This is a genomic window from Streptomyces sp. ML-6, from assembly GCF_030116705.1.
Taxonomy (GTDB): Bacteria; Actinomycetota; Actinomycetes; order Streptomycetales; family Streptomycetaceae; genus Streptomyces.
On the sequence record NZ_JAOTIK010000001.1, the window covers coordinates 4678796 to 4691518 of the forward strand.

A 12723-nucleotide genomic window follows, 5' to 3' on the forward strand; every position below is an offset into this window, starting at 1 on the left:
GGGCGTGACCGGCCTCGTCCAGTCCGTCGACTGGCTCGCCATCGCGCCCCCCGTCGTCGTGGCGGCCTTCGCCCTGATCGTCCTGGTCACCGACCTGTTCCTGCCCGAGGAACGCAAGCCGCTCCTCGGCCCGCTGACCATCACCGGGCTCGTCGCCGCACTCGCCCTCCTCGTCCCGCTGCGCGCCGGCGACCGCTCCACCTTCTGCCTCACCGAGGCCGCCGCCGCGACGGGCGGCACCGCGTGCAGCTACACCGCCGACCACTTCGCCCTGGTCATCCAGGCCCTCGTGCTCGGCGGCGCCCTGCTCACCGCCCTGCTCTCGGCCGGTGACACCCGCAGGCTCCCGGCGGGCGAGTTCTGGTTCCTGCTGCTGTCCTCCGCGGCCGGCGCCGCCCTCCTGCCCGCCGCCCGCGACCTCGCCACCCTCGTCATCGCCCTCGAAGTCGCCTCGCTGCCCGCCTTCGCCCTCGTCGGCATCAAGCGCGGCGACCGGCGCTCCTCCGAGGCCGCGCTGAAGTTCTTCCTCTCCTCCGTCGTCGCGACCGCCGTCATGCTGCTCGGCGTCAGCTTCGTGTACGCGACCACCGGCACCCTGCACCTCACCGAGATCGCCGCCCGGCTCGACGACGTGCCCGGCCGGCTCACCACCCTCGCCGGGGCGGGCGTCGCCCTCACCCTGGTCGGCTTCGCGTTCAAGACGGCCGCCGCGCCCTTCCACTTCTGGGTCCCCGACACCTACGTCGGCGCCCCCCTGCCGATCGCCGCGTACCTCTCGGTCGTCGGCAAGGCGGTCGGCTTCTCCGGCCTCGTCCTCGTCACCGTGATCGCGTTCCCGGCGTACGCCGACGTCTGGGGACCGGCCCTCGCCGTCCTCGCCGCGCTCACGATGACGGTCGGCAACGTCGCCGCCCTGCGTCAGGACGCCGGCCGCGCCCGCAGCGCCGTACGGCTGCTCGCCTGGTCGTCCGTCGCCCAGGCCGGCTACCTCCTGGTGCCGATCGCCGCGGCCGGGTACTCCAGCGACGAGCACATCGGCTCCACCGTCGCGTACGCCCTCATGTACGCCGTCGTGAACCTCGGCGCCTTCGCGGTGGCCGCCCTCGTCTCCCGTACGAACCCCGGCAACCGGATCACCGACCACCGCGGCCTGTACGCCACCCGCCCGCTCGCCGCCCTGGCGATGGCCTTCTTCCTGCTCTGCCTGGCCGGCCTGCCGCCCGGCATCATCGGCCTCTTCGCCAAGGTCACGGTCTTCTCCGCGGCGGTGGACGCCGGACTCGGCTGGCTCGCCGTCGTCATGGCCGTCAACGTCGTGATCGCGCTCTACTACTACCTCCAGTGGACCGCGACGCTCTTCCGCTCCCCGGAGGGCGTCCCCGGGGAGGCCGGGGAGGAGGCCCCGGAACCCGTGACCACGACCCCGGCGACCGCCCCCGCCCCCACCTCCGCCGAGCACCGCGTCCCGGCCTCCCTCACCGCGGCGATCGCCCTCACCGCCGTGGCCGGCATCGTGCTCTCCGGCGTCCCGCAGACCGTTCTCAGGTTCGCCGCCGGCAGCCTCTTCTGACGCTCTCCCGCACGCACCCGACTCTTCCGAATTACTGAAGATCGGTTTGCCCCGAAAGGCTCATACAGGGCATGGTCTTGCCCGCACATCCCCCCACCAGAGCCATTCCAAGAGGAGCAAGAGCAGTGCTGAACGGGTTCAAGGACTTCATCCTGCGCGGAAACATCATCTCCATGGCCATCGGTCTGGCCGTCGGAGCGGCGTTCACCGCAGTGGTCACCGGGTTCAGCACGGCCTTCATCACCCCGCTGATCGGCCTCGCCACCGGGTCCGTCGGCGACTTCAGCTCGGCCCAGTTCTCGGTCGAGGGCGCCATCTTCCCTTACGGGAAGTTCCTGGCCGCCGCCATCGCGTTCCTGATCACCGCGGCGGTGCTCTACTTCGGCGTCGTCGTCCCCATGACGAAGGTCCAGAACCGCTTCACCAAGGCGGAGGAGAAGGCCGACATCAAGGCCGCCCTGCGCGACTGCCCCCGCTGCTACACCGAGATCCCGGCCATCGCCTCCCGCTGCGCCCACTGCACCAGCGAGGTCACGCCGGAGCCCGAGGCCCTCGCGGCCGCCGGACTCCCCGCCCAGCGCTGAGCCACCCCCTCCGGCACCGGGACACCCGGCACCGGACCACACCGCCCGGTGCCGGGTGTCCCGGTGCCGGAGGGCGTACGCGCGGTCAGCCGACCCGTACGGCCCATCGCCCTCTCCGGGCCGTGAGCGCCGCACCGGCCCCGCCCCGCGGCAGCGCGGAGCCGGGGAACCAGCTCCTCCCGCCTGGCGTTGACCTGTACGGGAGGCTCCACTGGGGGAGTGGAGACCACCGAGCAAAGGGTTCCCCTGCCGCACCACTTGGAGGGCGTACCGTGCACCGCCGGCACAACGGGCTGAGAACCGCCGTACTCCTGGGGGGCCTGTCCGCCCTCATCATCGTCATCGGGAGCTTCTTCGGACGTACGGGTCTGATCGTCGCGGTCCTCGTGGCCGTCGGCACCAACGCCTACGCGTACTGGAACAGCGACAAGCTGGCGCTCAGGGCCATGCGGGCCCGGCCCGTCAGCGAATTCGAGGCCCCACAGCTCTACCGCATGGTCCGGGAGCTGTCCACGGCCGCCCGGCAGCCCATGCCCCGGCTCTACATCTCCCCGACGCAGGCCCCCAACGCCTTCGCCACCGGCCGCAACCCGCGCAACGCGGCGGTCTGCTGCACCGAGGGCATCCTGCAGATCCTGGACGAGCGGGAGCTGCGCGGGGTGCTCGGCCACGAGCTGAGCCACGTCTACAACCGCGACATCCTGATCTCGTCCGTCGCCGGGGCGCTGGCCTCCGTCGTCATGTTCCTGGTCAACTTCGCCTGGCTGATCCCGGCGGGCCGGTCCAACGACAACGAGGGCCCCGGTTTCCTCGGCACGCTGCTGATCATGATCCTCGGCCCGGTCGCCGCCTCCGTCATCCAGCTCGCCGTCAGCCGCTCCCGGGAGTACGAGGCGGACGCCTCCGGGGCCCAGCTGACCGGCGACCCGCTCGCCCTGGCCGGTGCCCTCCGGAAGCTCGACGCGGGCACGAAGCGGCTCCCGCTGCCCCCGGAGCCGCGGATCGAGACCGCGAGCCACATGATGATCGCGAACCCGTTCCGGCCCGGACAGGGCATGTCCAAGCTGTTCTCGACCCACCCGCCGATGGCGGAGCGGATCGCCAGACTGGAACAAATGGCGGGCCACCGCCCGTGATGGTGTTCGGCCGCTGCCCCCGGGGGCAGCGGCCGAACACCATCACGGGCGGTGGCGGGAAGGTCCTTACCGGGCCCCGAAGGGCTGGTCGCTCGGGACCACCTCACGGCCCAGCGGCATGAGCGAGATGGGGATCAGCTTCAGGTTCGCCCAGCCGAAGGGGATGCCGATGATCGACACGAACAGCGGGATGCTGGTGAGCAGGTGCCCCAGCGCCAGCCACCACCCGGCGAAGACGAGCCAGATCACGTTGCCGACGCAGGAGGGCGCACCCGCGTCGGGCCGCTCCACGGTCGTCCGCCCGAACGGCCACAGCACGTAGCCCGCGAGGCGCAGGGACGCGATGCCGAACGGGATCGTCACGATCAGCACGAAGCAGATGATCGCGGCGACCAGGTACCCGAGGGCCATCCAGAATCCGCAGAACACCACCCACAGGATGTTCAGGATCAGCTGCAGGAGCTTCATGGTCACTCGCCTTCCACGGGTGTTGCCCGTCGTCGCTGTGCATCGTCAGTATCGGTCCCGGGCGCGGACGACGGGAACCGGAACAGAGCCGCGGAGCGCCCGGACGCACTGGAGGACGACCCCGGCCCCGGCCTTCCCGGCCCCCTGGCCCGCACGCCGCGACGAAACGGCGTCCGGGGCAAGACGCACTCCGGGGCCGTACGGTTGCCACGACCGTACGACCCCATGATCACCAAGCCCCGCCGCCCCGTCCGAATGATCACCAAGCCCCGCCGCCCCCGTCCGACCGGCCCCGACCGGCACGGTCCGGACAAGGGCGCCCCTGCCCGGCACGATCCGGTTCAGTCCAGGCCGGTCTCGCGCAGGGTCAGATTGAGCCGGCCGCGCCTCATCCCCGACTCGGGACCGGCCGTCCCCGGAAAGACCTTCGGCACGCCGTGGAACGCGAAGCGCGACGGCCCGCCGAAGACGAACAGGTCGCCGGAGGCCAGCTCCACGTCCCGGTAGGGGCGCCCGCGGTTCTCCGTGTTCCCGAAGCGGAAGACACAGGTGTCACCGATGCTGAGCGACACCACCGGGGCGCCCGACCGCTCGTCCTTGTCCTGGTGCATGCCCATCCGCGCCGCGCCGTCGTAGAAGTTGACGATCGCGGTGTCCGGCGCGTACGTCTCCACGGGGCTCCCGTCCCCGTCCCCGTACGCCGCCACCAGCGCCTCCCGGCCCAGCTCCGCCAGCCAGTCGGGGAACTCGGCCACCCGCGCGCCGTTCACGTCGTCGGCCGTGCGCGCATACCGGTACGGCTGCCAGTGCCGGCCCACGCAGACCGTCCGCACCGACATCACCCCGCCGCCCGGCAGCACCGGATGCCGCAGCGGCACCGGACCGCGCGCCCACTCCCGGCAGGCCGCCACCAGCTGCCGACGGCGTTCCGGCGGGAGCCACTCCGGTACGTGCACGGCCCCCGGTGCGACGACGGTCCGCGGACGCGGGAAGAGCCCGGACACCTCAGCGCACCGCCAGGGCGCCTTCCAGCCCCAGGAGCCGCTCCTTGCGTTCCACGCCCGCCGCGTAGCCCCGCAGCGCCCCGTCGGCACCGATCACCCGGTGGCAGGGCCGGACCACCAGCAGCGGATTGCGCCCGATCGCCGTCCCCACGGCCCGGACACCCGCGCCGGAAGCGCCGACCCGCTCGGCGATCTGCCCGTACGACACCGTCTCCCCGTACGGGACGGTGTCCAGCGCGGCCCACACCCGGCGCTGGAAGTCGGTGCCCGCGCCGTCCGCGTACACCATGTCGAAGCGGGTCAGCCGCCCCTCGAAGTACTCGCGCAGCTGCGCGGCGATCCCGGCGAAGGCGTCCGGCGCGTGGACCCAGCCCTCCTCGACGACCGCCGCGCCCTTCTGGCCGGGCAGCGAGAGCGAGGCGAGCGCGATCCCGCCGTCCGCGGTCTCCTCGCCGACCAGCAGCAGTTCGCCCAGCGGGCTGTCGACCGTCGCGTACATGGTCATGGCTCGTCCCTCTCCTCGCCCCTCGGGCCGGGGCCCGGCCGGGTCGCCGTTCGGCCCGGCCGCCCTCCGGCACGCCCCAGTCTGCGTCGCCCGCCGCGCCGGGACCGGCGGTATTCGGACATCGCGTCCCGGCGGGAGGGTGGAGCCGCGGACGGCCCCACCCCGGCCCCGGACGACGGCACGGACGAACCGGTGAACCGCGCGGACTAGCGGTAGTTCACGAACTGGATCGCGAAGTCGAAGTCCTTGCCCTTCAGCAGCGCCTGCACGGCCTGCAGGTCGTCCCGGCTCTTCGAGCTGACCCGCAGCTCGTCGCCCTGGACCTGCGCCTTGACGCCCTTCGGGCCCTCGTCGCGGATGGTCTTCGCGACCTTCTTGGCGTTCTCCTGGGAGATGCCCTCCTCGATCGTGGCGAAGATCTTGTACTCCTTGCCGGACAACTGCGGCTCACCGGCGTCCAGCGACTTCAGCGAGATGCCGCGCTTGATCAGCTTGGACTGGAAGATGTCGAGGATCGCCTTGACCCGCTCCTCGCCGTTCGCCTGCATCAGGATCTTCTCGCCGGACCAGGAGATCGAGGCGTCGGTGCCCTTGAAGTCGTAGCGCTGCGAGATCTCCTTGGAGGCCTGGTTGAGGGCGTTGTCGACCTCCTGCCGCTCGACCTTCGAGACGATGTCGAAACTGGAGTCGGCCATGACGTGTGGCTCCTTGTATCGGGGGTGCTGGAAACGGGGTGCACAAACAGCGGCGGCGGCGGGCCTGTCCGCCCGGCCCCGCCGCTCAAAGCCTAGCCACCCGCGCCCGATCGGACCGCTGATCAATCCGGTGGCGTAGCACCCCTGGGCATCAGGTATCGTTTACGTCGTTGCCAGGGAGCACCGCGAAAAACGGTTCTCACGGCAGCAATTCCCGGCGGTGTGCCCGAGTGGCCAAAGGGAGCAGACTGTAAATCTGCCGGCTTCGCCTTCCCAGGTTCGAATCCTGGCGCCGCCACGGAACAAGGCCCCTGTCCCAGGACAGGGGCCTTCTTCGTTTCCCCGCGAGCCCCCGCGAAGGGGCGGACCACGAAGGGCGTGGACATGGAACCCGTACTGGTCAGCGCCTGTCTGCGCGGCGTGCCCTGCCGCTACGACGGCCGGGGCAGGGCGTCCGGAGCGGTGGCCGAGGTGCTCGCCGGCCGCCGTCCCGTCGCCTTCTGTCCCGAGGTCGCCGCCGGACTGTCCACCCCGCGCCGTCCCGCGGAGATCGTCGGCGGCGACGGCCACGACGTGCTCGACGGCCGCGCCCGCGTCGTCGACGACACCGGACAGGACGTGACGGCGCAGTTCGTGGACGGTGCCGAACGCGCCCTGGAGGCCGCGCGCCGGGCCGGCTGCACGGAGGCGCTGCTGATGCCCCGCAGCCCGTCCTGCGGGTGCGGAACGCTCTACGACGGCACGTTCACGGGCACGCTCCGCGAGGGCGACGGCGTCACCGTCGCCCTGCTGGAACGCCACGGCATCACGGTCCGCCCGGCCCCGGGCGACTGAACCGGCGCGACTGAACCGGGCCGCAAAGCCCTGTACCCGGGACCGGCGGCCCAAAAGGACCGGGAAGCACAGGAACTACAGGAACCACGGGGCGCGGCCCCGGTCGGCCGTCACCGCCCGGTCCCGGCGGTCAGTTCCCCGCGATGTCCTTCACCGCGACCGACACCGGCACGTTCCCCGAGATGAGCTCCAGCGTCAGCCCCGCCGTCGCCGGGGTGTCCAGCAGCTCCAGCAGCGCCGCCGCCACGTCGTCGCGCGGCACCGGGCCGCGCCCGGTCGAGGCGGTCAGCAGGACCAGCCCCGTGCCCGCGTCGTTCGTCAGCATGCCGGGGCGCAGGATCGTCCACTCGAGCGCTTCCCGGGAGCGCACGTACGCGTCCGCCGCGCCCTTCGCCCGCAGGTACACGTCGAAGACCTCGTCGCCCGGATGATCGGGGTCGGCGCCCATCGCCGAGACCACGAGGAACCGCCGTACGCCCGCCAGCACCGCCGCGTCCGCGAACAGCACCGCCGCCCCGCGGTCCACCGTCCCCTTGCGTTCCGCGCCGCTGTTCGGGCCCGCGCCCGCCGCGAAGACCGCCGCGTCGGCACCCCGCAGCACCTGCGCGGTCTCCTCCACGGAGGCCGATTCGAGATCCAGCACGACCGGCTCGGCACCCGCCGCCCGCAGGTCCCCGACCTGCTCCGGACTGCGGATGACGCCCACGGCCTCGTCCCCGCGCGCGGCGAGCAGCCGCTCCAGCCGCAGCGCGACCTGACCATGTCCACCTGCGATGACAATGCGCATGCTCCCGACCGTACGCCGCACCGGCCGACCGTGCTCAGGGCCCGCCGCAGGGGCCGGGATCGGATCTTCCCTGGCGGGGCAGATCGAGGGCGACGACGGCCTCCGAGTCGCAGTACTCGCGCACCGCGCTCGTCCGCGCCACCACCCGGCCGCGGTGCACCACGATCCGGCTGTAGGCGAGCGAGAGCACCCCGGAGAGCTCCTCCCCGCGCACGGCGACCAGCTCGGCCGGGAAACCCGCCTCGACCCTGACCTCGGGCAGCCCCATCGCCTTCCGTGCGACCGAGGACACCGCTCCGTACGCCTCGCCGGCCCGCAGCCCGTACTGCGAGGCCAGCAGGTAGGCGGCCTCCAGCGGGTCGCCGCGCCCCACGGGGTTCGCGACGTCGCGCAGCGCCCCGCCGCCCGCCGCGACCCGCACCCCGGCCGCGCGCAGCAGCCGCACCGGCGCGGTGCCCGACCCCTCCACCCCGCAACAGCCGCCCTGGGGGAGGCAGATCACCGTCACACCGGCCGCGGCCAGCTGGTCGGCGACCCGGGCCGCGGCGTGCGCGGGAAGCCGGGAGATGCCCGCGCACGGGCCGATGGAGACGCCGGGCCGCAGCCCGCCGGCCATGGCGGCGAGCCGGCCGAGCCGGGCGGGGTCCTCGCCGTCCGTGTGCAGGTCGACGGGGCAGCCCTGCTCGGCGGCGATCCCCAGGACGGCCTCGGTGTACCCGGCGGGGTCGGGATCGAGGTCGGGGCAGCCGCCGACCGCCCCGGCCCCCATCCGCACCGCATCGTGCAGCAGGGCGAGGTTGTCGGCGCCCGCGAGGCCGGTGAGCAGCCGGGGCACGGCCACCGGGGTCAGGTCGGTGAGCCCGCGCAGCGAGCGGCGGGCCTGCAGGACGGCCTCGAAGGAGGTGAGGCCCCGGACGTCCCCGATCCGTACGTGCGAGCGCAGCGCGGTCGCGCCGTGGGCGAGCTGGAGGAGGGCGGCCTCGGTGGCGCGGCGCCGGATGTCCTCGGGGCGGTGCGACACCGGTCCGGGGCCGCCGGGGCCCGCCCCGGCGGCGGTGAGCGCGGTGTCGCTGTGGGCGTGGGGTTCGGCGGGGGCGGGGAGCAGCAGGTAGCCGCGCAGATCCAGGCATGGACCGGACACGGTCAGGCTGCCCGCGGTGCCGACGGCCTCGATGCGGCTGCCGCCGAGCCGTACGTCCACGACGCGTCCGTCGGTGAGGCGGGCCCCGCAGAGCACCAGGGTGCCGGTCCCGGCCGCGGGGTCGGTGTCGTCGGCCGCGTCGGCGGGGTGGTCGTCCGGCTGCCACGGCTGGCTGTCGGGCATCGCGCTCCTGAGAAATATGGGGACAAGATCACGCAGAGTGAGTCGAGCCTAGGGGCGTGTTCGGTCCGGTTCGAGGAGGAGCGAAATAGTCGTACCGGTGTGGCCGCAGGGGTACTTGGGGCGCCGGTGCACGGCCGGGGAGGGCGTGCGCCGCGGGGCGGCGGAGGCGCTGCTCACGGCGCTGCCGGGGCGGTACGGGGACCGGCGGCCGCGGAATCCGAGAGGGGCCGACAACGGATCGGCGGGGGATCGGCGGGACGTCGATCAAGGGCTCCGGCGGGGGCCCGGATACGGATTTGGGCGATCGGCGAAAGACCGTGTAATGTCTTCATCGCTCGCCCCAATAGCTCAGTCGGTAGAGCGTCTCCATGGTAAGGAGAAGGTCTGCGGTTCGATTCCGCATTGGGGCTCTGGTGATCGGGAATCCTCGCTTCGGCGAGGGGACCTGTTTCATCAAAGCGGTGTAGCTCAGTCGGTAGAGCAAGCGGCTCATAATCGCTGTGTCACCGGTTCAAGTCCGGTCACCGCTACTTACGGTAGCCGATTGTGGGGTCGGTCCTTCGATCGGCTACTCTTCTTTGCGTTCATCCGTCCATCCGTCCGTCCAAGGAGCACTCACGTGGCTGCCACCGACGTCCGCCCGAAGATCACGCTGGCCTGCGTGGAGTGCAAGGAGCGGAACTACATCACCAAGAAGAACCGGCGCAACAACCCGGACCGTCTTGAGATGAAGAAGCACTGCCCGCGCTGCAACTCGCACACCGCGCACCGCGAAACGCGCTGAATCAGGCTCGTACACGAGGCCGCCCCCTCAGGGGGCGGCCTCGTGTCGTTGTATGAAGGCTGTACTTCGTATGAAGGCTGTACTTCGGCCTGTTCATCTTTCACCAGGAGGTAGCGAGCCCATGGCGCTCGACCAGTCCTTCGTCGGGCGGACCTATCCGCCCACCCCGCCCTACGAGGTCGGCCGGGAGAAGATCCGCGAGTTCGCCGAGGCGGTCGGCGACACGAATCCGGTGTACGTCGACCCCGAGGCCGCCAAGGAGCTCGGCCACAGCGATGTGATCGCGCCGCCGACGTTCGTCTTCTCCATCACCTTCAAGGCCGCCGGTCAGGTGATCCACGACCCGCAGCTGGGCCTGGACTACAGCCGGGTGGTGCACGGCGACCAGAAGTTCGCCTACACGCGCCCCGTGCGGGCGGGGGACCGGCTGACGGTCACCTCGACGATCGAGGCCATCAAGTCCATGGCGGGCAACGACATCCTGGACGTCCGCGGCGAGGTCCACGACGAGTCCGGCGAGCACGTCGTGACCGCGTGGACGAAGCTGGTGGCGCGTGCCGCCGAGGAGGCGTGATGACGGCGAAGGTCGCATACGAGTCGGTCGAGGTCGGTACGGAGCTGCCGGCGCAGTCCTTCCCGGTGACCCGGGCGACGCTGGTGAAGTACGCGGGTGCCTCCGGCGACTTCAACCCGATCCACTGGAACGAGAAGTTCGCCCGTGAGGTCGGCCTGCCGGACGTCATCGCGCACGGCATGTTCACCATGGCCGAGGCGATCCGGGTGGTCACGGACTGGGCCGGCGACCCGGGCGCGGTCGTCGAGTACGGGGTGCGGTTCACCAAGCCGGTCGTCGTGCCGAACGACGACGAGGGCGCCCTGATCGAGGTCGGCGCCAAGGTCGCCGCCCTGCTGGACGACCGGCGGGTGCGGGTGGACCTGACGGTGACGAGCGAGGACAAGAAGGTGCTGGGCATGTCCCGCGCCGTGGTGCAGCTCGCCTGAGGCCGCACCGCGCGACGGAGGCGGTGGTGGCGTCGGACGCCGCCCCCGCCTCCGTCGCTCCCGCGCCGTCGCAGTGCCCCGGCACCGGGGCCCGGGGCGGCCGGGAGGCCCCTCCCGGCCGTCGCCCGAGCCGCGTTCCCCCCGGGTACGGTCCGGTGCCCCGCCCGAGCGGCGGGGCACCGGACCGTACTCTTGTCCCCGTGCAGGAACTCCATGACGCCCCCCTCGCCCCCCTGACCACCTTCCGGCTCGGCGGTCCGGCCACCCGCCTGATCACGGCGACGACCGACGCCGAGGTGATCGAAGCCGTGCGCGAGGCCGACGACGCCGGTACCCCGCTCCTGATCATCGGCGGCGGCAGCAACCTGGTCATCGGGGACAAGGGCTTCGAGGGCACCGCCCTGCGCATCGCGACCAAGGGCTTCGCCCTGGACGGCACGACCCTGGAGCTGGCCGCGGGCGAGGTCTGGAGCGACGCCGTGGCCCGCACCGTCGAGGCCGGCCTCGCGGGCATCGAGTGCCTGGCGGGCATCCCCGGCTCCGCGGGGGCGACGCCGATCCAGAACGTCGGCGCCTACGGGCAGGAGGTCTCCGCCACCATCACGGAGGTCGTCGCCCACGACCGCCGCACCGGCGAGACGGTCACCATCCCGAACGCCGACTGCGCGTTCTCCTACCGGCACAGCCGTTTCAAGGCCGATCCCGACCGCTTCGTGGTGCTGCGGGTCCGGTTCGGGCTGGAGGACGCGGGCGGGCTGTCCGCACCGCTGCGGTACGCCGAGACGGCCCGCGCCATGGGCGTCGAACAGGGTGACCGGGTGCCCGCCGCGGCCGCCCGCGAGACGGTGCTCGGACTCCGCGCCGGCAAGGGCATGGTGCTGGACCCCGAGGACCACGACACCTGGTCGGCCGGCTCCTTCTTCACCAACCCGATTCTGGAACAGGCCGAGTACGAGGCGTTCCTCGCCCGCGTCGAGGACCGGCTCGGCCCCGACGTGACGCCCCCCGCCTTCCCCGCGGACGGGGGACGCGTCAAGACCTCCGCGGCCTGGCTCATCGACCGGGCCGGTTTCACCAAGGGATACGGCACGGGCCCGGCCCGCATCTCCACCAAGCACACCCTCGCCCTCACCAACCGCGGCGAGGCGACCACCGAGGACCTCCTCGCGCTCGCCCGCGAGGTCGTCGCCGGGGTCCACGAGGCGTTCGGCGTCACGCTCGTCAACGAGCCCGTGACGGTCGGCGTGAGCCTGTGACCGGCTGAGCGCCTGCAACCGGCCCCTCGGCCCCACGGGCCGTGGCGGGCCCGCCGCCCACCGCGCAGCTCCCGGGCTTCGCGCCGTGCCGCTCCCGGGGCTTCGGGCCATCCGCCGTGCCGGCTCAGTACGCCACTCCCACGCCCTGCTTCACCGTCGCCGGGTCGTCGCTCAGCGCCAGCATCGCGTGCGCCACGTCGGCCCGGGAGAGCGTCCGGCCGCTGCGCGGGAAGCCGCCGACGACCGTGCGGTACCTCCCGGTGAGCGGCCCGTCGGTCAGCTTCGGCGGCCGCACCGACGTCCAGTCCGTCGCGCTGCGGGCCAGCGCGGCCTCCATCAGCGCCAGATCCGCGTAGACCTCCCTCAGGACCGCCCCGACCCCCTTGCGGATCAGCCGGTCCAGCAGCGGGTCGTCGGCCGGCGAGGGGCCGACCGGGGACGCGCTGACCACCAGCAGCCGCCGCGTCCCCGCCGCCTCCATCGCCGCCAGCACCGAACCGGTGAGCCGCTCGGCGACGCCGTCCGCCTTCCGGGTGCGCGACCCGAGGGCGGAGAACACCGCGTCCCGGCCCGCGACCGCCTCGCGCAGCGCCTCCGGATCGTCCAGCCGCGCCACCGCGCACACCTGGACGTCGGAGAGCGGCACGGGCAGGCCCGCCGGATCACGGACCACCGCCGTCACCTCGTGCCCCGCCGCCACTGCCTGGCGCACGATTTCCTGCCCCACACCGCCCGTCGCGCCGAACACCGTGATCCTCATTGCGCACTCTCCCA

Annotated in this window: 15 protein-coding genes and 3 tRNA genes; 11 read left to right on the plus strand and 7 right to left on the minus strand. The window is 72.6% G+C overall.

The annotated features are described in order from the left end of the window. Window positions 1–4: 4 nt before the first annotated feature. From OCT49_RS20920 to htpX, 3 genes are all read left to right on the plus strand, one after another. On the plus strand, window positions 5–1570 hold the full coding sequence (locus OCT49_RS20920; RefSeq protein ID WP_283855885.1) for an NADH-quinone oxidoreductase subunit N: 1566 nt from the start codon (window positions 5–7) through the stop codon (window positions 1568–1570). A 125-nt stretch (window positions 1571–1695) separates the two neighbouring features. Beyond that, complete coding sequence (gene mscL / locus OCT49_RS20925; protein ID WP_283853386.1) at window positions 1696–2154, plus strand: large conductance mechanosensitive channel protein MscL; 459 nt, start codon at window positions 1696–1698, stop codon at window positions 2152–2154. 272 nt (window positions 2155–2426) lie between these two features. After that, entirely contained in the window at window positions 2427–3290 is an 864-nt protein-coding gene (gene htpX, locus OCT49_RS20930) for a zinc metalloprotease HtpX (protein ID WP_283853387.1), read from the plus strand. A 66-nt stretch (window positions 3291–3356) separates the two neighbouring features. Here htpX and OCT49_RS20935 read toward each other — a convergent pair whose 3' ends face one another. The 4 genes from OCT49_RS20935 to OCT49_RS20950 all read right to left on the minus strand — a co-directional run bounded on the left by OCT49_RS20935 (window position 3357) and on the right by OCT49_RS20950 (window position 5962). After that, the gene (locus tag OCT49_RS20935) at window positions 3357–3758 is read right to left on the minus strand and encodes a YccF domain-containing protein (RefSeq protein ID WP_283853388.1); all 402 of its coding nucleotides are present in this window, start codon (window positions 3756–3758) and stop codon (window positions 3357–3359) included. 341 nt (window positions 3759–4099) lie between these two features. Continuing rightward, a complete protein-coding gene (locus OCT49_RS20940) occupies window positions 4100–4762 on the minus strand; it encodes an alpha-ketoglutarate-dependent dioxygenase AlkB family protein (RefSeq protein ID WP_283853389.1) in 663 nt (220 codons plus the stop codon). Between the two features lies 1 nt (window position 4763). Then, window positions 4764–5267 (minus strand): methylated-DNA--[protein]-cysteine S-methyltransferase, encoded by a 504-nt coding sequence (locus OCT49_RS20945; RefSeq protein ID WP_283853390.1) that lies wholly within the window; start codon window positions 5265–5267, stop codon window positions 4764–4766. 206 nt (window positions 5268–5473) lie between these two features. Next, complete coding sequence (locus OCT49_RS20950; RefSeq protein WP_283853391.1) at window positions 5474–5962, minus strand: YajQ family cyclic di-GMP-binding protein; 489 nt, start codon at window positions 5960–5962, stop codon at window positions 5474–5476. 216 nt (window positions 5963–6178) lie between these two features. Here OCT49_RS20950 and OCT49_RS20955 point away from each other — a divergent pair. Together OCT49_RS20955 and OCT49_RS20960 are read left to right on the plus strand one after the other, a co-directional pair. Further along, a tRNA-Tyr gene (locus OCT49_RS20955) sits at window positions 6179–6260 on the plus strand. Window positions 6261–6346: 86 nt separating this feature from the next. Further along, entirely contained in the window at window positions 6347–6796 is a 450-nt protein-coding gene (locus tag OCT49_RS20960) for a 2-thiouracil desulfurase family protein (RefSeq protein ID WP_283853392.1), read from the plus strand. Window positions 6797–6926: 130 nt separating this feature from the next. Here OCT49_RS20960 and OCT49_RS20965 read toward each other — a convergent pair whose 3' ends face one another. Next, window positions 6927–7583, minus strand: a complete 657-nt coding sequence (locus tag OCT49_RS20965) for an SDR family oxidoreductase (protein ID WP_283853393.1) — start codon at window positions 7581–7583, stop codon at window positions 6927–6929. Between the two features lie 34 nt (window positions 7584–7617). Further along, window positions 7618–8907, minus strand: a complete 1290-nt coding sequence (locus tag OCT49_RS20970; RefSeq protein ID WP_283853394.1) for an amidohydrolase family protein — start codon at window positions 8905–8907, stop codon at window positions 7618–7620. A 337-nt stretch (window positions 8908–9244) separates the two neighbouring features. Between OCT49_RS20970 and OCT49_RS20975 the strand changes: the two genes are divergently transcribed. From OCT49_RS20975 to OCT49_RS21000, 6 genes are all read left to right on the plus strand, one after another. Beyond that, a tRNA-Thr gene (locus tag OCT49_RS20975) sits at window positions 9245–9317 on the plus strand. A 47-nt stretch (window positions 9318–9364) separates the two neighbouring features. Next, a tRNA-Met gene (locus OCT49_RS20980) sits at window positions 9365–9437 on the plus strand. A gap of 89 nt (window positions 9438–9526) precedes the next feature. Then, window positions 9527–9691 carry a 50S ribosomal protein L33 gene (gene rpmG, locus OCT49_RS20985; RefSeq protein WP_003956487.1) on the plus strand — a complete coding sequence of 55 codons (165 nt, stop codon included), beginning with the start codon at window positions 9527–9529 and terminating at the stop codon, window positions 9689–9691. Between the two features lie 121 nt (window positions 9692–9812). Beyond that, window positions 9813–10265: a MaoC family dehydratase N-terminal domain-containing protein gene (locus OCT49_RS20990; RefSeq protein ID WP_283853395.1), complete on the plus strand. Its 453-nt coding sequence runs from the start codon at window positions 9813–9815 to the stop codon at window positions 10263–10265. Further along, window positions 10265–10693 carry a MaoC family dehydratase gene (locus OCT49_RS20995; protein ID WP_283853396.1) on the plus strand — a complete coding sequence of 143 codons (429 nt, stop codon included), beginning with the start codon at window positions 10265–10267 and terminating at the stop codon, window positions 10691–10693. Before OCT49_RS20990 ends, OCT49_RS20995 begins: the two co-directional genes overlap by 1 nt. 200 nt (window positions 10694–10893) lie before the next feature. Next, window positions 10894–11949, plus strand: a complete 1056-nt coding sequence (locus OCT49_RS21000) for a UDP-N-acetylmuramate dehydrogenase (protein WP_283853397.1) — start codon at window positions 10894–10896, stop codon at window positions 11947–11949. Between the two features lie 124 nt (window positions 11950–12073). Here OCT49_RS21000 and OCT49_RS21005 read toward each other — a convergent pair whose 3' ends face one another. Further along, window positions 12074–12709, minus strand: coding sequence for an NAD(P)-dependent oxidoreductase (locus OCT49_RS21005; RefSeq protein WP_283853398.1), 636 nt, complete (start codon window positions 12707–12709; stop codon window positions 12074–12076). Window positions 12710–12723 lie beyond the last annotated feature (14 nt).